The following is a 20,535-nucleotide window of genomic DNA, read 5'->3' on the forward strand; positions in this document are numbered from 1 at the left end:
TGCATCCTTTCGGTAGGAACGGGCGCCGTCATGGCACCCCGCACACCCTTTTTATCACAATGTCATTGCCAGCCAATCCGATTCTTTCAGGAAATTTTGGAATATATGAAAGTTGTTTCCAGGTTCCAATACGCCGAGTGCAAGCTGACGCCAAGGCCATCGCTCGCCGCAGCCCCCCCATTCCGATCATCGACGCGAGGTAGAACCATGAAGCTCGGCTACACCATCATCTACGTTCCGGACGTTGCCGCATCGTTGACGTTCTACGAGTCGGCATTCGGCCTGACACGCCGCTTCCTGCACGAATCGGGCAGCTATGGCGAACTCGATACCGGCGAAACCACGCTGGCCTTTGCCGACCATGCGCTTGGCGACGCCAACTTTCCCGGCGGCCACGTTGCCGCGCACGATTCGCCCAGACCGCTCGGATTCGAGATCGCACTGGTGACCGACGACGTCGCTGCGGCGCACGCCGCGGCGGTCAACGCCGGCGCAACCGAGCTGGCGGCGCCGGCCGGCAAGCCCTGGGGCCAGACCGTCTCCTACGTCCGCTGCCCGGACGGCGTGTTGGTCGAGCTGTGCACGCCGATGGCCGGCTAGCCGTCGGCCGGCTTGCCCCGCAGTCGCCGGAACAACCGTCAGGACCGCCAGGTCAGCGCGCCTGTGCGCCGATCCGGTCCAGCGACGCCGCCAGCGCGCAGGTCGAACGGCGGCAAGCAACGAAGCGCACGTTCTCGGCCTGCGCGGCCGAGCGGTAGTTGCGCATCACGTTGTGGCCGAGGAAATCGGTGAACAGGATGACGATGTCCATGCCCTTGATGCCGCTGGGCCGGCGCTGGTGCGAGGGATTGCGACCGGTGATGTGGTGGCCGATGCGGATGCCGTAATCGGCAAGCACATCGGGAATGTTGCCGAGCGAATCGGCACCGACGATATAGGCCTGCAGCGCGTCGGCGCGCGCGGCGGCCTGCGTGGCATGAGCGGTCATGTTGTTGTCCTTGCGCGGGCTGTAGTGCCAGATTAGCCGGCCGCAAATAGAACAACAAAGAATATGGATTTACTTTGTTATTCCACAAAAACACATACAACAACAGGCAGTAAGAGAACGGACAAGCAGCCTGAAGCCGTCATCCGCGCGGTGAGCACGCAAGGCAGGCCGGATTTCGCCGCACCAGGCCGGCCGGCGCCCCCCCTCAGTGCAGCGTGTCGCGCTGTGCCAGCGTCGGGAACAGCCGCATCCAGATCACGACCACCGCCAGCGTGCCGACGCCACCGAGCACGACGGCCAGCATCGGTCCGAGCAGCGCGGCGGTGACGCCGGACTCGAACTCGCCAAGCTGGTTCGATGCGCCGATGAACAGGCCGTTGACTGCGCTGACCCGGCCGCGCATCGTGTCCGGCGTTTCCAGCTGCACGAAGGTGCCGCGAATCACCATGCTGATCATGTCGGCCACGCCGAGCACGACCAGCGCCGCCAGTGACAGCCAGAACTGCGTCGACAGGCCGAAGACGATGGTCGCGACACCGAACACGGCGACGGCAATGAACATCGTCCGGCCGACCCGCTGCCTGAGCGGAAAATGCGCGAGCCAGATCGAGGTCGCGATCGCCCCGACCGCCGGCGCCGAGCGCAACAGCCCCAGCCCCCATGGCCCGGTATGCAGGATGTCCTTGGCGAAAATCGGCAGCAGTGCGGTCGCGCCGCCGAGCAGCACGGCAAACAGGTCGAGCGAGATGGCACCGAAGATGTCGGGGCGCGAACGGATGAAGCGGATGCCGGCCAGCAGGTTGTCCAGCGTCGCCTTCTGCGCCCCGCCCTGCGGTTTCTGCTGCGGCAATGCGAACATCAGTCCGGTCGCGACCGCGTACGCCAGTGCCGACAGCCCGTAGGTCAGGTCCGGCCCGACCGCGTACAGAAAGCCGCCAATGGCCGGGGCGATGATGATGGCGGCCTGGCGCGCCGATGCGGCGGCGGCGACCGCGGTCGGCAGCAATGGCGCCGGAACGATGCCCGGCAGCAGGGCCTGCATGGCGGGCATTTCGAACGCCCGCGCCGTACCGAGCAGGAAGGCGACGGCAAAGATCGTCTCGCGGTTGAGCCAGCCGCCGATGCTGCCGGCGAACAGCAGCAGCGCGCCGGCCACCTGCAGCGCCTTGGTCAGCGCGCAGATCAGCCGCCGTTCGTACTTGTCGGCGACATGGCCGATCTGCAGCATGAACAGCACGCGCGGCAGGAACTCGAACAGGCCGGTCAGACCCAGATCGAGCGCGCTGCCGGTCAGCGTGTACATCTGCCAGCCGATCGCGACGGTCAGGACCTGAAAGCCCCCGGCAGTCATGACCTGCGCGGACCAGAAGGCGAGGAAGGGACGGTGGTGACGCAGGGAATCGGCGGACATGGACTCGGACGGCGAAAGGCGGGAAGGACTTCCCGCCTAACGACGGCACAGCGGGCAAGGTTGACACATTACCCGATGAAACAATAAAAAAGACAACTTTTTACGGCGACCTCAGGCGGCGACCGCATCACCGCGCCATGCCGGCTCGCTGTCGCGCAGCATGCCGTGGCGCTTCAGCAGCGTACGCAGCACATTGCGCGAGATGCCGAGCAGCGCCGCAGCACGGACCTGGTTGTAGCCGCTGTGGCGGTAAGCCTCGTTCAGGATCACCCGCTCCAGCTCGTTGAACAGCCCCGGCTGGCCGGCGGCAAACAGCGCACGCAGCTGCTGGCCGATCGCCGCGAGCGGCGGCGCCTGGACATGCCCGCCGGCCTGCGTCGGCGCATGCGCCTCTCCCGCGTACGATGCCGCCCGGGTCGGCGCACCGGCCAGTTTCAGGTGCTCGGCGCGGATCTCGCCGCCGCTGGCGACCAGCAGCGCGAAGTGCACGACGTTCTCGAGCTCGCGGATGTTGCCGGGCCAGCCGTAGTCGAGCAGCGCCTGCGTGGCATCGTCCGACAGCTGTGGCTGCGCCAGCTGCAGGCGCTGGCTGTAGCGGCCGATGAAGTAGTCGACCAGCGGCAGGATGTCGCCCCGGCGTTCGCGCAGCGGCGGCAGCCGCAACTGGGCAATGTTGAGCCGGTACAGCAGATCGAGCCGGAAATGGCCGGCCGCGACCGCATCGCCAAGGTCGACGTTGGTCGCCGCCAGCAGGCGGACGTCGACCGGAATCGGCTTGCGGGCTCCCACCCGGACGACCTCGCCTTCCTGCAACACCCGCAGCAGCTTCACTTGCAGCGGCAGTGGCAGATCACCGATTTCGTCGAGGAACAGCGTGCCGTGGTGGGCCGCTTCAAACCAGCCTTCGCGCCGCGCCACCGCACCAGTGAAAGCGCCGGCTTCATGGCCGAACAGCTCGCTCTCGGCCAGCTGTTCGCTGATCGCGCCGCAGTTGACCGCAACGAACGGTCCCTTGCGGCCGCTGAGCTGGTGGATGTGCCGGGCAATCAGCTCCTTGCCGGTGCCGGTCTCGCCGATCACCAGCACCGGCATCGTCGAGGGGGCGATCCGTTCGAGCTGTTGCAGCAGGGCACGCGAGGTCTGGTCGGCGAATACCGCGGCCTTGGCGCGGATCGACAGCGGCGTGTCGCCACCAGGGAAGGAAAGCAGGGTCGGGCTGGCGTCCATTCGGGTCTCCTGGGTTCAGGCGACCGGTCTTGCGACGTTGCGCCCTACGATTGTTGCGTAAGGCAATTTACCGCGCCGCTCTTATTCCAACAAATAATTAAGAATTAGAACTTAATCATCGTGCAGAATAAAAACAGCAAGCAGTCAGGAAACGGACGCCGGCCCCGGCCGGCGGTGCACGTTGAAGCCGAAGCAGCGGAACGGCGGCCTAGTCTTCTTCCCAGACCTCGCGTGGCGCTTCGGCCAGCAGGCGGTCTTCGTGCGCCCAGCGCATCTGGCGCACCTTGAGGAAGGCCTCTTTCTTCAGCTGCCCTTTGGCCTGGTCTTCGCTCGACAACGCCCGCTCTCTGCGGATTGCCGCGCCATACACCGCATCCAGATACGACTCCGACTTGGTAATCAACGTCATGTCCTCCAGGAGCTGAGATGGTCAGCCTACATGCATCTGCCAGGACACGGCATGTCGATTGCGTTTTCCGGCAGGGATGCAGGCGATGACGCGACACTGCACGCCGAACATGGCAGCGATATTGCAGTGTATTCCCGAATGCGGGCGCAATGACAACCGCGCCACAGCCGCCGCCGTCAACGAAAGCCCCGGGCCGGCGTTGAGTGCGAAACCACACGGGAGCGCGCCATGCATCGTGCCTTGTTCACGCTGGCCTTTGCGGCACTGATGGCCGGCGCCGCGCCGGTACGGGCCGGCGGCGACGATTTGCGCTGGTTGCAACGCACCGGATTCGGTGTCGATGCCGCCGCGGTGCAGTCCTTGCAGAGGCTCGGTCCATCGCGCTATCTCGACGCCCAGCTCGGCCCGGAGCAACCGTTGCCGGCCAGCGTGCAGGCTCAAATCGATGCGATGCCGATCAGCAGCACCGGCATCGCAGCCCTCTTCGCCCAAGCCGACACGCTCAAGGCCGCCATCGACGCCGCGCAAAGCGATGCCGACAAGCAGGCGGCGAAAAAGGCTCATGGCGCCTTCGAGCAGGACGTGCTGCAACAGGCGATGCAGCGCAACCTGCTGCGCGCGATCCATTCGCCCGATCCGCTGCGGCAGAAACTGGTGTGGTTCTGGTTCAACCATTTCAACGTGTTCTCCGGCAAGAACAACGGCCGGTTGCTGATTCCCGATTACGAGGAAAACGCGATCCGGCCCTACGCGCTCGGCCGTTTCCGCGATCTGGTGATGGCGACGTTGAAGCACCCGGCGATGCTGGTCTACCTCGACAACGCGCAGAACGCCGCCGGCAAGCTGAACGAAAACTACGCGCGCGAGCTGATGGAGCTGCACACGCTCGGCGTCGACGGCGGCTACACGCAGGCCGACGTGCAGGCCTTGGCACGCATTCTCACCGGCGTGAGCGTCAACCTGCGCGGCGAAGCGCGGCCGCGCGCGGCGATGCAGCCCGGCTATCTGCACGAAGGCGCGTTCGAATTCATTCCGCGCCGGCACGACTGGGGCGACAAGGTGCTGCTGGGACAGACGATCAAGGGCACCGGGTTCGACGAGGTCGAGACCGCCGTGACCTTGCTGTGCCGCCAGCCGGCCACCGCCCGCCACATCTCGCAGCAACTGGCGACCTATCTGCTTGGCAGCCCGGCCGATCCGCAGCTCGTCGCCCGGATGACCGAGACCTTCCAGCGCAGCGACGGCGACATCGCCGCCACGGTGCGCGTGCTGTTCCGCTCGCCCCAGGCCCGCAGCGCGCCGCCGTTCTACACCGACCCGTACCGCTACGTCGTCTCGGCGCTGCGCCAGGGGTACGACGGCCAGACGCTGGGCAATGTGCAGCCAGCGATCAACTGGCTGAACCAGCAGGGCGAACCACTGTACGGCCGGCTGACGCCGGACGGCTACCCGCTCGATGGCGATGCGTGGGCCAGCGATGGCCAGATGGTGAAACGCTTCGAAGTCGCCCGCGCCATCGCCGGCGGACGGGCGCCGCTGGCGCCAAGTAGCACCCCCACGCCGTCGTACCAGTGGCGCTTCGCGCAATCGGCCGGTGTGCAGACGCGCAACGTGCTCGACCGCGCTACCTCGCCGACCGAATGGAACCTGCTCTGGCTGTCCGCCCCGGAGATGAACCATGACTGACCCCGTCCGCCGCCGGCTGCTGCAGGGACTCGGTGCCGGCCTGCTTGCCGGTAGCCTGCCCGCACGACTCTGGGCCGCCCCGGCCGCCGCGCCACGGCTGCTGCTGGTCTTCCTGCGCGGCGCCTACGACGCCACCAGTGTGCTGGTGCCCTACCGCAGCGACGATTACTACCGGCTGCGGCCGAACATCGCCATCGCCACGCCCGATACGGACAATCCGGCAGCGGCGCTGCAGCTCGACGACCAGTGGGGGCTTCACCCGGCGCTGCAGGACAGCCTGTATCCGCTCTGGCAGGCCGGCGAGCTGGCCTTCGTCCCGTTTGCCGGCACCGACGACACGTCGCGCAGCCACTTCGAAACGCAGGACCGGATCGAAGCCGGTCTGCCCGACACCGCGTCGCTGGCATCCCGCAGCGGCTTTCTGGGTCGGCTCAGCCGCGTGCTGCAGACCACGCCGGGTATCGCCTTCACTGCGGCGCTGCCGGCGGTGTTTGCCGGCGGTGACCGCATCCCCAATCTGGCGCTGCGCGACGCGGCGACCGCGCCGTTCGATCCGCGCCAGAGCGCCCTGCTTGCCGACCTGTACCGGGGACATCCGCTCGAAGACCGCGTCCGCGCCGGCCTCGAGATGCGCCAGGACGTGGCGCGCATGCTGGCCGGCGACATGCAGGCGGCCAGTCGCGGCGCGGCATCGTCGGCGGCGTTCGAGCAGCAGGCGCGGCGGATGGCGACGCTGATGCGCGACCAGTACCGGCTCGGCTTCGTCGATGTCGGCGGCTGGGACACCCACGTCAACCAGGGCGGCGCACAGGGCCAGCTGGCCAACCTGCTCGGCAACCTCGGCCGCGGCCTTGCGGCATTCCGCGACGAGCTGGGGGCCCCGGCCTGGCGCGATACCGTGGTCGTCGTGGTGTCGGAGTTCGGCCGTACTTTCCGAGAGAACGGCAACCGGGGCACCGACCATGGCCACGGCACCGTGTACTGGGTCATGGGCGGCAGCGTGCGCGGCGGACGGATCGCCGGACGGCAGATCGCGCTCAGCGAGGCAACGCTGTTCCAGAACCGCGACTACCCGGTGCTGAACGAGTACCGCAGTGTGCTGGGCGGCGTGCTGAAACCGCACTACCGCCTGAACGACAGACAACTGGCGGCGGTATTCCCCGGTGCTTCGCCGCTCGACTTGAAGTTGCTCTAAGCGCGCCCAGCGTGCCCGAGTCCACCCGGCACCGGATCCCTCATCGATCGGACCAGCCCGGCTGCTTCAGCTCGACCAGCGTGCTGGTCTCGCCGTTGCGCGTGAAGGCATAAGCAACCTTGTGCTGCCCCTGCACCCACGCAGTCGGTCGATAGTTGTCGTCCGCATCCTGCAGCATTTTCCGGCCACTGTTTTCCAGCAGTTGGGCGCCGTCTATGACCCCGCCCCATTTGTCCGGGTGTGCAGCGGTCAATGGCACATCATATCCGGCCACCATGATCTGTTTGTGATTGCATCCGGTACCGTAAACGTTCAAGAAGCGATATATGCAGTTGTAAAACCCCTGATCGATCGTGATCTGATCGACCAGCACATCTTCTTTTTTCGCGACCAGTTCCTGATCGAGTTTCTTACCGAGTAACTCAGCGGTTTCCGTTTCATATTCCAGACCCTTTTCAGGATTGAACGTGAATACGTGAGATGCCTTGACCTCAGCAGTACTTCCGTTTTTTTTCCGGCCTTTCCGGTTCGAGAAATCCCAGTACACGGCGGCATTGCCGGCCAACAGCTGCGTCGCCTGCGTCAGGGTCTTGCCGATCCGGCACGCATTGAAAACGATCTTGTCGAATACCGGCAGATCGCCCTTCTTCGTCAACCTGACAAAGCCCTTCGCAACAAGCTCCGGCTGCTGGCCGTCGATATCGTGGCTCGTGCCATGCACCACGACGATGGCACCGTTCACATGCATCCTGGAATGGGGCTGTGCGGTACCGGCGTTCTTTGCCGCCAACACGCCGATTTCGCTCAGTCGACTCTCGTCTACCGACGCCGGATGCGACACGTTGCCGTCCAGCCAGTCTTGATGGACCTTCGCATCGGCCACCCAGCCGATTCCGTCATCGTGTCGAGTGAACCGGCTCAACAGCTGCAATGCCCACGACGAGTTCCCGATATGGGCCACCGTGATCGACCGAATACCCGGCCGCATCATGTACTTGTATAAAAACCCCATGGCACTCTGGCGAACCATGGGGTCGGTATTCATCGTAATGATATGCAGGTGCTCTACGTTCATGGACTGCTCCGTGCCTGTGTGATCCGATCGGGTCGGCGTTCCCCGGCAAACGCCGCCAAGCACATTGGCATAAGCCGAAAAATGAACGCAAGCCACCGGAGCATTCATCGGCACGACAGCGACACACGCCCTGGCCTCTTCAATCGATCAAGCATGCGCAGTCACCGGCATCGGCTGGTGGCCCACACCACGATTGATCCGCAACACCAGCACCGCGCCGATCAGGCACAGACCGCCCGAAATCCACGTTGCCGCAGTGTACGAACCGAGGCTGCCGCGCAGCAGCCCGGCGCCCAGCGCCGCGAATGCAGCACCCAGCTGGTGGCCGGCGACGATCCAGCCGAAGATCACCGGTGCGTCGGCGCTGCCGAAGCGTTCGGTCGTCAGCTTCACCGTCGGCGGCACCGTCGCCACCCAGTCCAGCCCGTAGAACATCGAGAACAGCGGCAGCCCCATCAGGCCGAAACCGAAGGCGTACGGCAGGTAGAGCAGCGCCAGCCCGCGCAGGCCGTAATACCAGCACAGCAGGGTCCGGGCGTTGTAGCGGTCGGACAGCCAGCCCGACATCGTCGTACCGACCAGATCGAACAGCCCCATTGCCGCGAGGATGCTGGCCCCCTTCACCGGGGTGATGTTGTAGTCGCCGCACATGGCGATGAAGTGGGTGCCGATATAACCGTTGGTGCTGGCGCCGCAGATGAAGAAGCTGGCAAACAGCAGCCAGAAATCGCGCGTCTTTGCCGCCTTGCCGAGTGCGCCGAAGGCAATGGCGATCGGATTGCGCCTGGCCGCCGCGACATCGCTGAAATCCTCGGGCGCGCCGTAGGGCTTGAGGCCGACGCTGGCCGGTTTTTCCGGCAGCAGGAAGGCCAGCAGCGGAATCACCACCGCTGCCGCCGCGGCCACGGTCAGCACTGCCGGGCGCCAGCCCTGGTGCTCGGTCAGCGCCGCCAGCAGCGGCAGGAACACCAGCTGGCCGGTGGCCGAGCTGGCGGTCAGCAGTCCCATCGCCAGACCGCGCCGCTGCACGAACCAGCGGTTGACCACGGTCGCCCCGAGCGTCATCGCCGTCGCGCCGGTCGCACAGCCGACGATCAGCCCCCAGATCAGCTGCAGCTGCCACGTCGCCTGCATCAGGCTCGACAGCGCGATGCTGGCCGACAGCACCGTCAGCGCGGTCAGCACCGTGCGGCGCAGGCCGAAGCGCAGCATCGCCGCCGCGGCAAACGGCCCCATCAGCCCGAACAGCGCCAGATTGATCGACAGTGCCGCCGAGATCGTTGCCCGGCTCCAGCCGAACTCGTGCTCGAGCGGCACCATCATCACGCTCGGCGTCGCCCGCGTGCCGGCGGTGATCAGCATCACCAGAAACGTGACGGCGATGACGATCCAGCCGTAGTGCAGCCGGCCTTCGAACCTGTGGGCGATGCGTTTCATCGGCACATCCTGAATGCAGTGAGTTGACGATGTTACCGACCGGTAACATTACGTTGCCGATGCTATGTACCGAGCGGTAATATGTCAAGCGACACCCTCGTCCGTTCATCCAGGCCGTTGCCATGAACACCACCGCCAAACCGCCCCGTACCATCGTCGACGCCGACACTGCGGCAGCCCGCATCCTCGATGCCGCCGAAACGCTGTTCTATCGCGAAGGCTCGCGCAATGTGGGCGTCGACGCCGTGGTCAGGGAGGCCGGCGTCAACAAGATGAGCCTGTACCGGCAGTTCAGCTCCAAGGACGAACTGCTGCGGCGCTACCTGCAACGTCGCGACGACCGTTTCTGGGGCTATGTCGACGCCAGCCTCGAGCTGCATCCTCATGACGCCGCCGCCGCGCTGCGGCAGTTCTTCGCCGATCTGGCCGAGCGCGCCGGCAACCCGGCCTATCGCGGCTGCCCCTTCGTCAACATCGCGGTCGAGTATCCGGAGCGCGAGCATTTCGCCCGTGTCTTCGTGGCCGACAACAAACGCCAGCTGCTGCAAAAACTGACCGAACTCGCGACCCGCGCCGGCGCGCGCGATCCGGCCGCACTGGCGAAAGGCCTGGCCTTGCTGATCGAAGGTGCCTATGCGGCCAGCCAGACCTACGCCCCCGAAACCGAGTTGCTTTCAGCGCTACCGGCGACGGCCGATCTTCTGATCGCCGCCGCGATGCTGTCGTAAGCAAACACATTTCGTGATGCTTTCTGGATTCAAGAATTAACAACCGCTAATATTTTGTCCGGATTGATTCCATGCCCTACACGGACAAAACCATGCGTATCCAGATCGGCCTGCTCGCAGCAAGCCTGCTCCTTCAAGCCTGCAGTTCCGCCCCCACCCTCGACACTGCAGAAAGGGACAAGTACAACCCGGACACCACCGCACGCGTCCGCCTGTACGGCAACAACGGCGGTTCAATCCGGCTCTATCCCGGCAAGGACTGCAACACCGCGACCAAGGCTGATGTCGTCAGCGGTTCCGGTAGTCATCTGGAAAGTTTCAAGTCCATGCTTGGCGATCATCAGGTCAAAAGCATCGGCATGCCTGACTCGGCGCACTCGAAGAACCTGGGATACGGGGAAACGATTACCGAGAAGGTCATTCCTGCCAGCGTTCCCCTGACGGTGGTGATGCATTTCGGCTCGCCAAACAGCTATTGCTTCCCGCCACCTGCAACGTTCACACCGCAACCCGGCAGGAATTACGAAGCGTTTCTCCACATCGAGAACAAACGCTGCTATCTCAAGATCGATGTAATCGGTATCGATGGCACGGTAACACCGCAACCGTACGATGTTTGCAGCAAGGACCTGCTCAAGGAGCTGAACAAGCCGGACCCGTATACCGGCCCCAAAATCTGACAATATCCGGCATTTGGTCGGCGTTGTTGTCTTCAGGCAATGGCTTGAATGCCTGCGGTCATCCACGCTATTTTGCTTGCCGAAACGTGCGCCGGTCTTTTCAACCCCCGGGGAAAAGCCCGATGCCCGGCAGCAGCATGATCCTAAGGCATCATCGGGTCGGAACCGGCCCCACGCCACCGGCCAATCGCCACTGCAGCGCTGGCCAATGGATGCGCCGGAGGCAACCAGCTGCATGGATCGTGCACCGGGCCCGGCGTTCGGCGCCTGACCGGCGCATCTAGATCGCCATGCCTTGCCGCAACAACGCCGAGTCCGAGTGAATGGCGTCCCAAAGTCGCCGCGCGACCGGGCCGTGAGGCCGGTCTCGACGGCGTGCCGCGACCAGCTCGACAACATTGCCGGGCAGGTAGTCCCCGGCGATCGACAGCAGTCGGCCGTCGCGCAACTCCTCGTCGATCAGGAAGCCGGGCAAATGCCCCCATCCCATGCCATGCAGGATCAGTTCCTTTTTCATCGGCTGATCGGCCACCGTGCACTGGTGCGCCCCTTCGATGATGAAATAGTTGCGGGCAACCGAATGCTGCGCGGTATTGCGGATCACGCATTGGGTGAAGCCGCGCATCCGGGCCGGCGTGATGTCGCACGAGACCGGAAACGGCAAAAAGCCGGCTGCGACCACCGGGATGAAGGGGATCTCGCCCAGCGCGATGCATTCCAGCTGCGGGTCGCTCCGGTCCGCGTGGTGCAGGATCAGGTCGGCATCGTTGTCGAAAAGGCGTTCCTGCGGCCCGTCGATCGCTTCGAAATGCAGGTCCAGCCGCGTCACCGGGCAGCGCGCGAAAAAGCGGCTCAACCACGCCAGGATCGGCGGCCGCGGACACACGTCGCCGATCACCACACGCAGCACGCTCTCCTCGCCCATCGCCAGCTGGGCCGCGTGCGCCTGAAGGCCCTCCATTTCCCGCAGCAAGGTCTGGGCGCGCAGCAGGAACGATCGCCCCGCGTCGGTCGCCTGCACCCGATAGCCGCTGCGATCCAGCAGGCGCAGACCGAGCTGGCGTTCCAGCTTGGCGACCGCGGCAAACACTGCGGGGTGGGACCGATGCAGTACCGCAGCCGCCGACTGGAAGCCCCCGGTACTGACCACAGCGTCGAAGCATTGCAGCTCTTGCAGCGTGAAATCGCTCATGTTTGAAATACCTACAAAGAATCTAGAATCTTTGTAATTTTTTATGGGCAAGACCGCAACTAGGCTTCGTTTCGCCGGGTGCTCGGTGGTGCGGATGCGCCGCCGCGACGTCCCGTCCGACAACGCCATCAAAAGGATGCGGCAACATGGAAAATCGTCTTTTCTTCACGACCGGCGACGGCTGCAGGATCGCCTATCGCCTCGACGGGCCGGCGGACAAGCCGGTCCTGATGCTGTCGAACTCGATCGCCACGGCGCTGGAAATGTGGGACATGCAGATCGCCAGTCTCGCCAACCACTTCCGTGTGCTGCGCTACGACATGCGCGGTCACGGACAATCCGCCGCACCGGCCGGTGCCTACTCGCTGGACAGGCTGGGCCGTGATGTCGTCGAGCTGCTGGACGCGCTGGACATCCGGCGTGTCGATTTCTGCGGCCTGTCGCTCGGGGGCATGGTCGGCCAGTGGCTCGGCATTCATGCCGCCGACCGGATCCGCCGGCTGATCCTGTGCAACACCTCGCCCTACCTTGAAACGGCCGACCGGTTCGACGCCATGATTCGCGGGCTGGCGGATACCGACGACATGTCGGACATGGCCGGTATGTTCATCGGCAACTGGTTTCCGCCGGCGATGCGGGAAACGCCGAACGCCGTGGTCGACGGCTTCCGCAACATGGTGCTGGCGACGTCGCCGCAAGGCCTCGCCGGCAACTTCGCCGCCGTCCGCGACATGGATTTGCGCCGCACCGTCGCCCTTGTGGATAGGCCGACCCTCGTCATCGCCGGGCAGTACGACACGGTCACGCTCGCCAGCCACGGCGAGGAAATCGCAGCCACCATTCCCGGCGCCGAACTCGTCATCCTGCCGGCGGTGCACATGACCAACGTCGAGCTGCCCGATGCATTTCTGGCCACGTTGACGGGTTTCCTGCAACCGTCAGGCTGAGCGCCGCGGAGAACCCGGTGCCGGTCACCCCAAGAAAAAAGCCCCTTCGGCACGAGCGAAGGGGCTTTGCATTCAGCGATCAGCGATCGAAGAGCGGAATCACTCCCACTCCATCATCAAACACCATCACAAGCGATTGATTTTATTGTGATTAATTTATTCACATCAAGGATTAACCGTCAAAAATACCGTCAAACCCATTGCTACCGAGTTACGCCATTTAATCCGTCATCTAGACTTTGATAAATTTCTGGTTGAGTCAGCAAATGCCACAAGTTAAAGTAGTAAAAACAAATAATTTCGCTGACATTAAGCCGAAAATTGTCGAAGCTTCATAAGGTATAACCAAGCTGACCCACCCAAGTTATGAGAGCGGTCGAAGGAGCAAACGTGACACTAGCGAAATGCAAACAGAACTTCATCGAACTAGTTGGGGACGCTGACAACCGCGTCATCGCGCTCTCTGGGAAGTGGGGGACCGGCAAGAGTCACCTTTGGAAAGAGGTGCAGCAAGCGGGCACCACCGATAAGGAGGTCGAAGGGGCTATCTACACATCCTTGTTCGGATTGAGCACCATCGCAGAACTTAAACTGAAGATCGCTCAGGGCGTTCTGCCCGAGCTCAAATCAGGTGATTCGCTAGCCGAGGCCATTAAGAACGGATACAGCGGGGCCAAGAAGATACTCAAAAGCATTCACTCCGGCTTCTCTGCCCTTGACGAGTTGGCATTAATCGCGGCACCGATGATGATTAAAGGTCGCTTCATCGTAATCGACGACATCGAGCGAAAGCACGACAAGTTGAGTATCGATGAAATACTGGGCTTCGTTGATGACTGCGTACAAAACTTAGATTGCCGCATTCTATTAATCCTCAACAGCGATCACCTCGGGGACAAGAAACTTTGGGAGTTGTTCCGAGAAAAGGTAATTGACCACGAACTTCGGCTAGACACCTCACCTTCAGAGGCCTTCGATATTGCTGCAGCATTAACCCCCACGAGCTATAGCGCGCATATAAAGTCTGCTGTCGAAGCATGCCAGATTGCGAACATTCGTATCATTCGGAAGATCATACGAGTAGTGAACCGTTTGCTGGCTAACCGAGAGCCATTACCTCCTGAGGTGCTTCTCCGCGTCATTCCTTCGGCAACGCTCCTCAGCGCCATTCACTACAAAGGACTCGATGACGGCCCTGACTTCGATTTCGTACTCGGCTTCCAAGGCAGAGTTGCCGACATAATGAAGCGCGAATCGAGAAAGCAAGGTGAGGAGGAAACGCCCGAGGTTAAGGCAAAGGAAGGCTGGGGACGGTTGTTGGACAAGCTCGGAGTCCACAGTCCGGACGAATTTGAGGCTCTCGTGGTTGGCTACCTGAAATCTGGTTTGATCGAAGGCGAGTTGGTGGGCAGGATTATCGACCGTTATATGACCGAAACACAGATGCTGGCTACTCGACGACGCATGCGTGAGTTTTTCGACCGCAGCATCTGGCGAGTGGATCTTACGGAGGCCGAATTACTCGACGAACTCAGGGCATTGCTCCCAGACGTAGGCCTACTAGATATGTTCGCGGTGACTACCTTGCACGATCAGGCAATGGATCTGGCAGGGGGAGCTCGCTTGGCTCAAGACCTAATCGACAATTGGCTGATCACATTTCAACGTCAGCATCCACCTGGCCACGAGCCGGATCTGAGCCCGGACTTCAACTTCTTCAGTCAGCCTCTACATCCAAAAATCGAAGCTGAGATTCGAGCAGTGCAAGCGCGGCGACAATCCACTACTACGCTGCTCGAAGTGTGCAAAAAGATAAGTGAAGATCAAGGTTGGGGACCACGTGAGACCACGTTTATGAAGTCAGTGACCCCGGCCGACTACGAAGCGGCGATTGCCCAAACCACCGGTGCCGACTTGAAGCTCATCTTACTGCAAAGCATGGAACTCCTCACAAACCGCGGCATGTATGCCCCTCACTTCGGAGGTGCGCCCCAATCTTTCCTAGATGCCAGCAGAACGATCGTTCAGCGCGATCCCGACAGCCGTCTCAGCAAGCTGATTCGCAGCTTATTCCATGGACGCAAGATGGAGTCCGAGTTAATCACTCCTGTCGCGGCAATGGTTGCAGGTGAAGCCGCCGCGCCATAGTTTCTACACCGGTAGTGAATGATCAGCGACTTAGCACCGCCCTCCCGCTACTTTGATGCTCACGTAACCAAAAGACTTCGACATTCGCTTTAGACCTAGAGCCATCAATGCACGAAAAAATACCGTCAGCGTCATCAAGGACCTGACGGTATTTTTTTACCTAATTACTGATCTAAGATTTTATACCGTCAAAAAAACCGTCATTTCATGCAGCTTGATACAAATACAAAAAAAACCCTTCCCGAGCAATGCCAGGAAGGGCTTGGTTTCAACACTCTGAAAGCTATCAATAGTTAGCGATAGCTAACGAACGTCACTCCCACTCGATCGTTGCCGGCGGCTTGCCGCTGACGTCGTAAACGACGCGGTTGATGCCGCGGACTTCGTTGATGATGCGGTTGGAGACCTTGCCGAGCAGTTCGTACGGCAGCTCCGCCCACTTGGCGGTCATGAAGTCGCTGGTCTGCACCGCGCGCAGCGCAACCACGTATTCGTAGGTACGGCCGTCGCCCATCACGCCGACCGACTTCACCGGCAGGAAGACCGCAAACGCCTGGCTGGTCTTGTCGTACCAGTCGAAAGCGCGCAATTCGTCGATGAAGATCGCGTCGGCACGGCGCAGCAGCTCGCAGTACTCGTGCTTCACTTCACCGAGCACGCGCACGCCGAGGCCCGGGCCCGGGAACGGGTGGCGGTAGACCATTTCGTGCGGCAGGCCGAGGGTGACGCCGAGTTCGCGCACTTCGTCCTTGAACAGGTCGCGCAGCGGCTCGAGCAGCTGCAGCTTCAGCGTATCGGGCAGGCCGCCGACGTTGTGGTGGCTCTTGATCGCGTGCGCCTTGCCGGTCTTGGCGCCGGCCGATTCGATCACGTCCGGGTAGATCGTCCCCTGCGCCAGCCATTTGGCGTTCGGCAGCTTGGCCGATTCGGCCTGGAATACTTCGACGAACTCGCGGCCGATGATCTTGCGCTTGGCTTCCGGATCGCTCACGCCGGCAAGGTGGCCCATGAACTGAGCGGTCGCATCAACGTGGATCACCTTCACACCGAGGTGCTTGTTGAAAATGTTCATCACCTGCTGGCCTTCGTTCAGGCGAAGCAGGCCGTTGTCGACGAACACGCAGGTCAGCTGGTCGCCGATCGCGCGGTGGATCAGTGCCGCGGCCACCGACGAATCGACGCCGCCGGACAGGCCGAGGATCACCTCGTCGCTGCCGACCTGCTCGCGGATGCGCTGCACGGCCTGATCGACGTAGTTCGGCATCGTCCAGCCCGGCTTGCACGCGGCGATCTCGAGCACGAAACGGTTGATCATTTCGCGGCCCTTCAGCGTGTGCGTCACTTCCGGGTGGAACTGCACGCCGTAGAAACCCTTGTCGTCGTCGGCCATGGCGGCGATCGGGCACGACGGCGTTTCGGCGATCATCTTGAAACCGTCCGGCAGCGCGGTCACTTTGTCGCCGTGGCTCATCCACACTTCAAGGAAACCTTCGCCGTTCTCGCCGACGCGGTCTTCAATGCCGTTGAACAGCTTGCTGTGGTTGCGGGCGCGGATTTCGGCAAAACCGAACTCGCGCAGGTGGCCGGCATCGACCTGACCACCCAGCGATTGCGCCATCCACTGCATGCCGTAACAGATGCCGAACACCGGCACGCCGAGTTCGAACAGTTCCGGATCGGCCTGGTAATCGCTCTCGTAGACCGAGTTCGGGCCGCCGGACAGGATGATCCCCTTCGGGTTGAACGCGCGGATGGCGTCGATCGACATGTCGAACGGGTGCAGTTCGCAATACACATGCGCTTCGCGCACGCGGCGTGCGATCAGCTGGGCGACTTGCGAGCCGAAGTCGAGGATGAGGATTTTGTCCAGGGCTTGATCCATTGCCGGTTCCAGATTTCAGGTGACGGGTAACCTATTATTTTAACGCGATAAAGCACTTGCCGCGAGCACGGCCGATTCCCGGCGCGGAACGGGGCGTCGGCCTGATCCGGGCAAGGCGCGGAAACCGCCGGGGTTCGGCGTCGCATCGCGCCTCGCCTGCGCCGTCCGCATGCGCTGAACTTGTCCGTCGAATGCCGTGCTGGCCCGGACCACCTCGAAGCCGGAATGACCCATGCCGTTTGCCCACTTGCTCGCCGAATACGGCTACCTCGCCCTCTTCATCGGCTGCCTGCTTGAAGGGGAAACGCTGCTGATCCTCGCCGGTTTTGCCGCGCATCAGGGCTATCTCTCCTTGCCCCTGGTGCTGCTGGTGGCATTTTGCGGCGGTACGCTCGGCGACCAGCTCTTCTTCCTGCTCGGCCACCGCTACGGCCCGCGGCTGATTGCACGTTTTCCGGGCTACCGGCCGGCGGTCGACCGCGTCAATGCACTGCTGCACCGTTACCATTCCTGGCTCATCGTCGGCATCCGCTTCATGTACGGGCTGCGCATTGTCGGCCCGGTGACGATCGGCGCCAGCAGACTGCCGTTCTGGCGTTTTGCACCGTTCAATCTGCTCGGCGCCGCGCTGTGGGCCGGACTGGTCGGTGGTGCCGGCTATGCGTTCGGCCAGTCGATGCAGTGGCTGTTTACCGACTTCGAACGCTACGAGCGGCTTGCACTGATCGGCATCGTCACCGTCTGCGTGCTGATCGCCGTCCTGCGGCGGCTGCGCCGGCGCAGCCGCCCGAACCGCGGACCCGAAAGTGCCCGCCCGGACGATGATTACAGTTGAGGTGCATAATTCCCTTGTGAGATTTGTTTATCTCCAGAAAGATTTTGCCGTTATATAGCGATTGACTAAAATAGCGCCCTTGCGGCTAAAAGCCGAGAATTTCAAGACCGCGCGCACCCACAAGGTTGCTTTGTGACCACCACGATCCAGTTCAAGAACATCCACAAGTCTTACCGCGTCGGCGGACGCGACATCCCGGCCCTGTCGGGAATCGACCTGACGATCAATCCCGGCGAAATCTTCGGCATGATCGGCCACTCCGGTGCCGGCAAGTCGACGCTGGTCCGACTGATCAACCTGCTCGAACGTCCCACCGGCGGCGAATTGCTGATCGACGGCGCCGACATCACCCGTTTCGACAACGATGCACTGCGCGCCCTGCGCCGCCGTATCGGCATGATCTTCCAGCACTTCAACCTGCTGTCGAGCAAGACCGTCGCCGACAACGTTGCCTTTCCGCTCAGGCTCGCCGGCAAGAAAAGCCGTGCCGAAACCGATGCCCGCGTCGCCGAGCTGCTGGCGCGCGTCGGCCTGTCCGAGCACGCGAGCAAATATCCGAGCCAGCTGTCCGGTGGCCAGAAACAGCGCGTCGGTATCGCCCGCGCGCTGGCGACCGAGCCGAAAATCCTGCTGTGCGACGAAGCCACCAGCGCCCTCGACCCGCAGACGACGCAGTCCGTACTGCGGCTGCTGGCCGAAATCAACCGCGAACTCGGGCTGACCATCGTCCTCATCACCCACGAAATGGACGTGATCCGCACGATCTGCGACCGCGTCGCGGTGCTCGACGGCGGCAAGGTGGTCGAGCACGGTCCGGTCGCCGACGTGTTCCTGCACCCGAAGCACATCACCACCAAACGCTTCGTGCAGGAATCGGAACACGTCGACGAAAACGAACAGGACGACGATTTCGCCCATGTACCGGGCCGCATCATCCGGCTGACGTTCCGCGGCGAGGCCACCTACGAGCCGGTGCTCGGCAAGGTGGCCCGCGATTGCGGCGTCGACTTCTCCATCCTCGCCGGCCGGATCGACCGCATCAAGGACACGCCCTACGGCCAGCTGACGCTGGCGCTGACCGGGGGTGACGTCGACGCGGCGCTCGCCCGTTTTGAATCCGAAGGACTGACCGTCGAGGCGCTGCGCGATGCTTGAAACCCTGCTCCCCAACGTCGACTGGATCGACCTGTGGCAAGCCTGCCATGACACCTTCTCGATGCTCGGCTGGTCCTTGCTGTTCACGCTGGTACTCGGCCTGCCGCTCGGCGTGCTGCTGTTCCTGACCGGCAAACGCCAGCTGCTGTCGCAGCCGGTGGTCTACGGCCTGCTGTCCTTCGTCGTCAACGTGCTGCGGTCGGTGCCCTTCGTCATCCTGCTGATCGTGATGATTCCGTTGACCACGCTGATCACCGGCACCTCGTTCGGCGTGGCCGGTGTGGTCCCGCCGCTGGTCGTCGGCGCGACGCCGTTCTTTGCCCGACTGGTCGAGACCGCCTTGCGCGAAGTCGACCGCGGCATCATCGAGGCCACGCAGGCCATGGGCGCGACCACGCGACAGATCGTCTTCGGTGCGTTGTTGCCCGAAGCGCTGCCCGGCATTCTCGCCGCCGCCACCGTCACGGCGATCACGCTGGTGTCGTATTCGGCCATGTCCGGTCTCGTCGGCGGCGGCGGTCTTGGCGACCTCGCGGTCCGCAACGGCTATCAGCGCTTCCAGACCGACGTGATGATCGTCACCGTCATCCTGCTGCTGGTGCTGGTCCAGGCACTGCAGATGGCCGGCGACCGTCTGGTCACGCATTTTTCCCGCAAGTAAACCGTCGGGCCTCCCCATCCGGATGCGCCCGGCTCATCGAAAGTCCCACAAGGAGAGAAAGCAATGAAGAAGGTCCTCGCTCTGATCGCTGCCGCCGTGGCCCTGAACGCCACTGCCGCCGACAAGCTCGTCGTCGGCGCGACCGCCGTGCCGCACGCCGAGATCCTCGAGTTCGTGAAGCCGCAGCTCGCCAAGGAAGGCGTCGAGCTCGACGTCAAGGTGTTCACCGACTACGTGCAGCCGAACGTGCAGGTCGCCGAGAAGAAGCTCGACGCCAACTTCTTCCAGCACAAGCCGTATCTGGACGAGTTCAACAAGGGCAAGGGCACCAACCTCGTGACCGTGGTCGGTGTGCACATCGAGCCGTTCGGCATCTACTCGAGCAAGATCAAGAAGCTCGCCGACCTGAAGGCTGGCGCCACCGTGGCGATCCCGAACGACGCCACCAACGGTGGCCGTGCACTGCTGCTGCTGGAAAAGGCCGGCCTGATCAAGCTGAAGGACTCGTCGAACCTGTCCGCCACCCAGCGTGACATCGTGCAGAACCCGAAGAAGCTGAAGGTCAAGGAACTCGAAGCCGCCATGCTGCCGCGCGTGCTGAACCAGGTCGACATCGCCCTGATCAACACCAACTATGCACTCGAAGCCAAGCTGAATCCGACCAAGGACGCACTGGCCATCGAAGGCAGCCAGTCGCCGTACGTGAACATCCTCGTCGCCCGTCCGGACAACAAGGATAGCGCGGCACTGAAGAAGCTGTCGGCTGCGCTGACCAGCCCGGCCACCAAGAAGTTCATCCTCGACAAGTACAAGGGTGCCGTGGTGCCGGCGTTCTGATCGCCACCCGCGCTTAACCCAAAACAAGCCCGGTGTCAGCCG

At 62.8% G+C, this 20,535-nt stretch carries 19 protein-coding genes and 1 pseudogene; 12 read left to right on the plus strand and 8 right to left on the minus strand.

The window, feature by feature from the left end:
- The first annotated feature begins 207 nt into the window (after window positions 1-207).
- The gene (locus tag IE097_RS16820; protein WP_189462031.1) at window positions 208-600 is read left to right on the plus strand and encodes a VOC family protein; all 393 of its coding nucleotides are present in this window, start codon (window positions 208-210) and stop codon (window positions 598-600) included.
- Window positions 601-652: 52 nt separating this feature from the next.
- Here the strand turns inward: IE097_RS16820 and IE097_RS16825 are convergent, their stop codons facing one another.
- The 4 genes from IE097_RS16825 to IE097_RS16840 all read right to left on the minus strand — a co-directional run bounded on the left by IE097_RS16825 (window position 653) and on the right by IE097_RS16840 (window position 4,035).
- Window positions 653-988, minus strand: coding sequence for a DUF2325 domain-containing protein (locus IE097_RS16825; RefSeq protein ID WP_308429729.1), 336 nt, complete (start codon window positions 986-988; stop codon window positions 653-655).
- 205 nt (window positions 989-1,193) lie between these two features.
- On the minus strand, window positions 1,194-2,399 hold the full coding sequence (locus IE097_RS16830; protein ID WP_189462032.1) for an MFS transporter: 1,206 nt from the start codon (window positions 2,397-2,399) through the stop codon (window positions 1,194-1,196).
- Window positions 2,400-2,510: 111 nt separating this feature from the next.
- The gene (locus IE097_RS16835; RefSeq protein ID WP_189462033.1) at window positions 2,511-3,626 is read right to left on the minus strand and encodes a sigma-54 interaction domain-containing protein; all 1,116 of its coding nucleotides are present in this window, start codon (window positions 3,624-3,626) and stop codon (window positions 2,511-2,513) included.
- A 208-nt stretch (window positions 3,627-3,834) separates the two neighbouring features.
- Window positions 3,835-4,035 carry a hypothetical protein gene (locus IE097_RS16840; protein WP_189462034.1) on the minus strand — a complete coding sequence of 67 codons (201 nt, stop codon included), beginning with the start codon at window positions 4,033-4,035 and terminating at the stop codon, window positions 3,835-3,837.
- A gap of 228 nt (window positions 4,036-4,263) precedes the next feature.
- On the opposite strand from IE097_RS16840, the gene IE097_RS16845 reads away from it, so the two are divergent.
- Together IE097_RS16845 and IE097_RS16850 are read left to right on the plus strand one after the other, a co-directional pair.
- The gene (locus IE097_RS16845) at window positions 4,264-5,721 is read left to right on the plus strand and encodes a DUF1800 domain-containing protein (protein ID WP_189462035.1); all 1,458 of its coding nucleotides are present in this window, start codon (window positions 4,264-4,266) and stop codon (window positions 5,719-5,721) included.
- Complete coding sequence (locus IE097_RS16850) at window positions 5,714-6,916, plus strand: DUF1501 domain-containing protein (RefSeq protein WP_189462036.1); 1,203 nt, start codon at window positions 5,714-5,716, stop codon at window positions 6,914-6,916. Before IE097_RS16845 ends, IE097_RS16850 begins: the two co-directional genes overlap by 8 nt.
- Before the next feature lie 40 nt (window positions 6,917-6,956).
- Here IE097_RS16850 and IE097_RS16855 read toward each other — a convergent pair whose 3' ends face one another.
- The gene (locus IE097_RS16855) at window positions 6,957-7,991 is read right to left on the minus strand and encodes a hypothetical protein (RefSeq protein WP_189462037.1); all 1,035 of its coding nucleotides are present in this window, start codon (window positions 7,989-7,991) and stop codon (window positions 6,957-6,959) included.
- Between the two features lie 147 nt (window positions 7,992-8,138).
- Window positions 8,139-9,428: an MFS transporter gene (locus IE097_RS16860; protein WP_189462038.1), complete on the minus strand. Its 1,290-nt coding sequence runs from the start codon at window positions 9,426-9,428 to the stop codon at window positions 8,139-8,141.
- Between the two features lie 122 nt (window positions 9,429-9,550).
- Between IE097_RS16860 and IE097_RS16865 the strand changes: the two genes are divergently transcribed.
- Together IE097_RS16865 and IE097_RS16870 are read left to right on the plus strand one after the other, a co-directional pair.
- Window positions 9,551-10,156 carry a TetR/AcrR family transcriptional regulator gene (locus IE097_RS16865; RefSeq protein ID WP_189462039.1) on the plus strand — a complete coding sequence of 202 codons (606 nt, stop codon included), beginning with the start codon at window positions 9,551-9,553 and terminating at the stop codon, window positions 10,154-10,156.
- A 71-nt stretch (window positions 10,157-10,227) separates the two neighbouring features.
- Window positions 10,228-10,836, plus strand: a complete 609-nt coding sequence (locus IE097_RS16870) for a hypothetical protein (protein WP_189462040.1) — start codon at window positions 10,228-10,230, stop codon at window positions 10,834-10,836.
- A gap of 280 nt (window positions 10,837-11,116) precedes the next feature.
- On the opposite strand, the gene IE097_RS16875 is transcribed toward IE097_RS16870, so the two are convergent.
- Window positions 11,117-12,157 carry a LysR family transcriptional regulator gene (locus tag IE097_RS16875; RefSeq protein WP_229797644.1) on the minus strand — a complete coding sequence of 347 codons (1,041 nt, stop codon included), beginning with the start codon at window positions 12,155-12,157 and terminating at the stop codon, window positions 11,117-11,119.
- Window positions 12,158-12,174: 17 nt separating this feature from the next.
- Here IE097_RS16875 and IE097_RS16880 point away from each other — a divergent pair, with 17 nt between their 5' ends.
- Complete coding sequence (locus IE097_RS16880) at window positions 12,175-12,975, plus strand: alpha/beta fold hydrolase (protein WP_189462041.1); 801 nt, start codon at window positions 12,175-12,177, stop codon at window positions 12,973-12,975.
- Window positions 12,976-13,365: 390 nt separating this feature from the next.
- Entirely contained in the window at window positions 13,366-15,123 is a 1,758-nt protein-coding gene (locus tag IE097_RS16885; protein WP_189462042.1) for a P-loop NTPase fold protein, read from the plus strand.
- Between the two features lie 313 nt (window positions 15,124-15,436).
- On the opposite strand, the gene guaA is transcribed toward IE097_RS16885, so the two are convergent.
- Window positions 15,437-17,005 (minus strand): glutamine-hydrolyzing GMP synthase, encoded by a 1,569-nt coding sequence (guaA, locus tag IE097_RS16890; protein WP_189462043.1) that lies wholly within the window; start codon window positions 17,003-17,005, stop codon window positions 15,437-15,439.
- A gap of 232 nt (window positions 17,006-17,237) precedes the next feature.
- On the opposite strand from guaA, the gene IE097_RS16895 reads away from it, so the two are divergent.
- From IE097_RS16895 to IE097_RS16910, 5 genes and pseudogenes are all read left to right on the plus strand, one after another.
- Window positions 17,238-17,840 (plus strand): DedA family protein, encoded by a 603-nt coding sequence (locus IE097_RS16895; protein ID WP_189462044.1) that lies wholly within the window; start codon window positions 17,238-17,240, stop codon window positions 17,838-17,840.
- Window positions 17,841-17,984: 144 nt separating this feature from the next.
- Window positions 17,985-18,713: pseudogene (locus IE097_RS16900) on the plus strand (methionine ABC transporter ATP-binding protein); the annotation flags it as partial.
- Complete coding sequence (locus IE097_RS19650; RefSeq protein WP_444542878.1) at window positions 18,705-18,995, plus strand: NIL domain-containing protein; 291 nt, start codon at window positions 18,705-18,707, stop codon at window positions 18,993-18,995. The pseudogene IE097_RS16900 and the gene IE097_RS19650, both read left to right, overlap by 9 nt.
- The gene (locus tag IE097_RS16905) at window positions 18,988-19,656 is read left to right on the plus strand and encodes a methionine ABC transporter permease (RefSeq protein ID WP_189462045.1); all 669 of its coding nucleotides are present in this window, start codon (window positions 18,988-18,990) and stop codon (window positions 19,654-19,656) included. Before IE097_RS19650 ends, IE097_RS16905 begins: the two co-directional genes overlap by 8 nt.
- A 63-nt stretch (window positions 19,657-19,719) precedes the next feature.
- On the plus strand, window positions 19,720-20,493 hold the full coding sequence (locus IE097_RS16910) for a MetQ/NlpA family ABC transporter substrate-binding protein (RefSeq protein WP_189462046.1): 774 nt from the start codon (window positions 19,720-19,722) through the stop codon (window positions 20,491-20,493).
- Window positions 20,494-20,535: the final 42 nt, after the last annotated feature.

It is taken from the genome of Jeongeupia chitinilytica, from assembly GCF_014652315.1.
In the GTDB taxonomy this organism is placed as follows: domain Bacteria; phylum Pseudomonadota; class Gammaproteobacteria; order Burkholderiales; family Chitinibacteraceae; genus Jeongeupia; species Jeongeupia chitinilytica.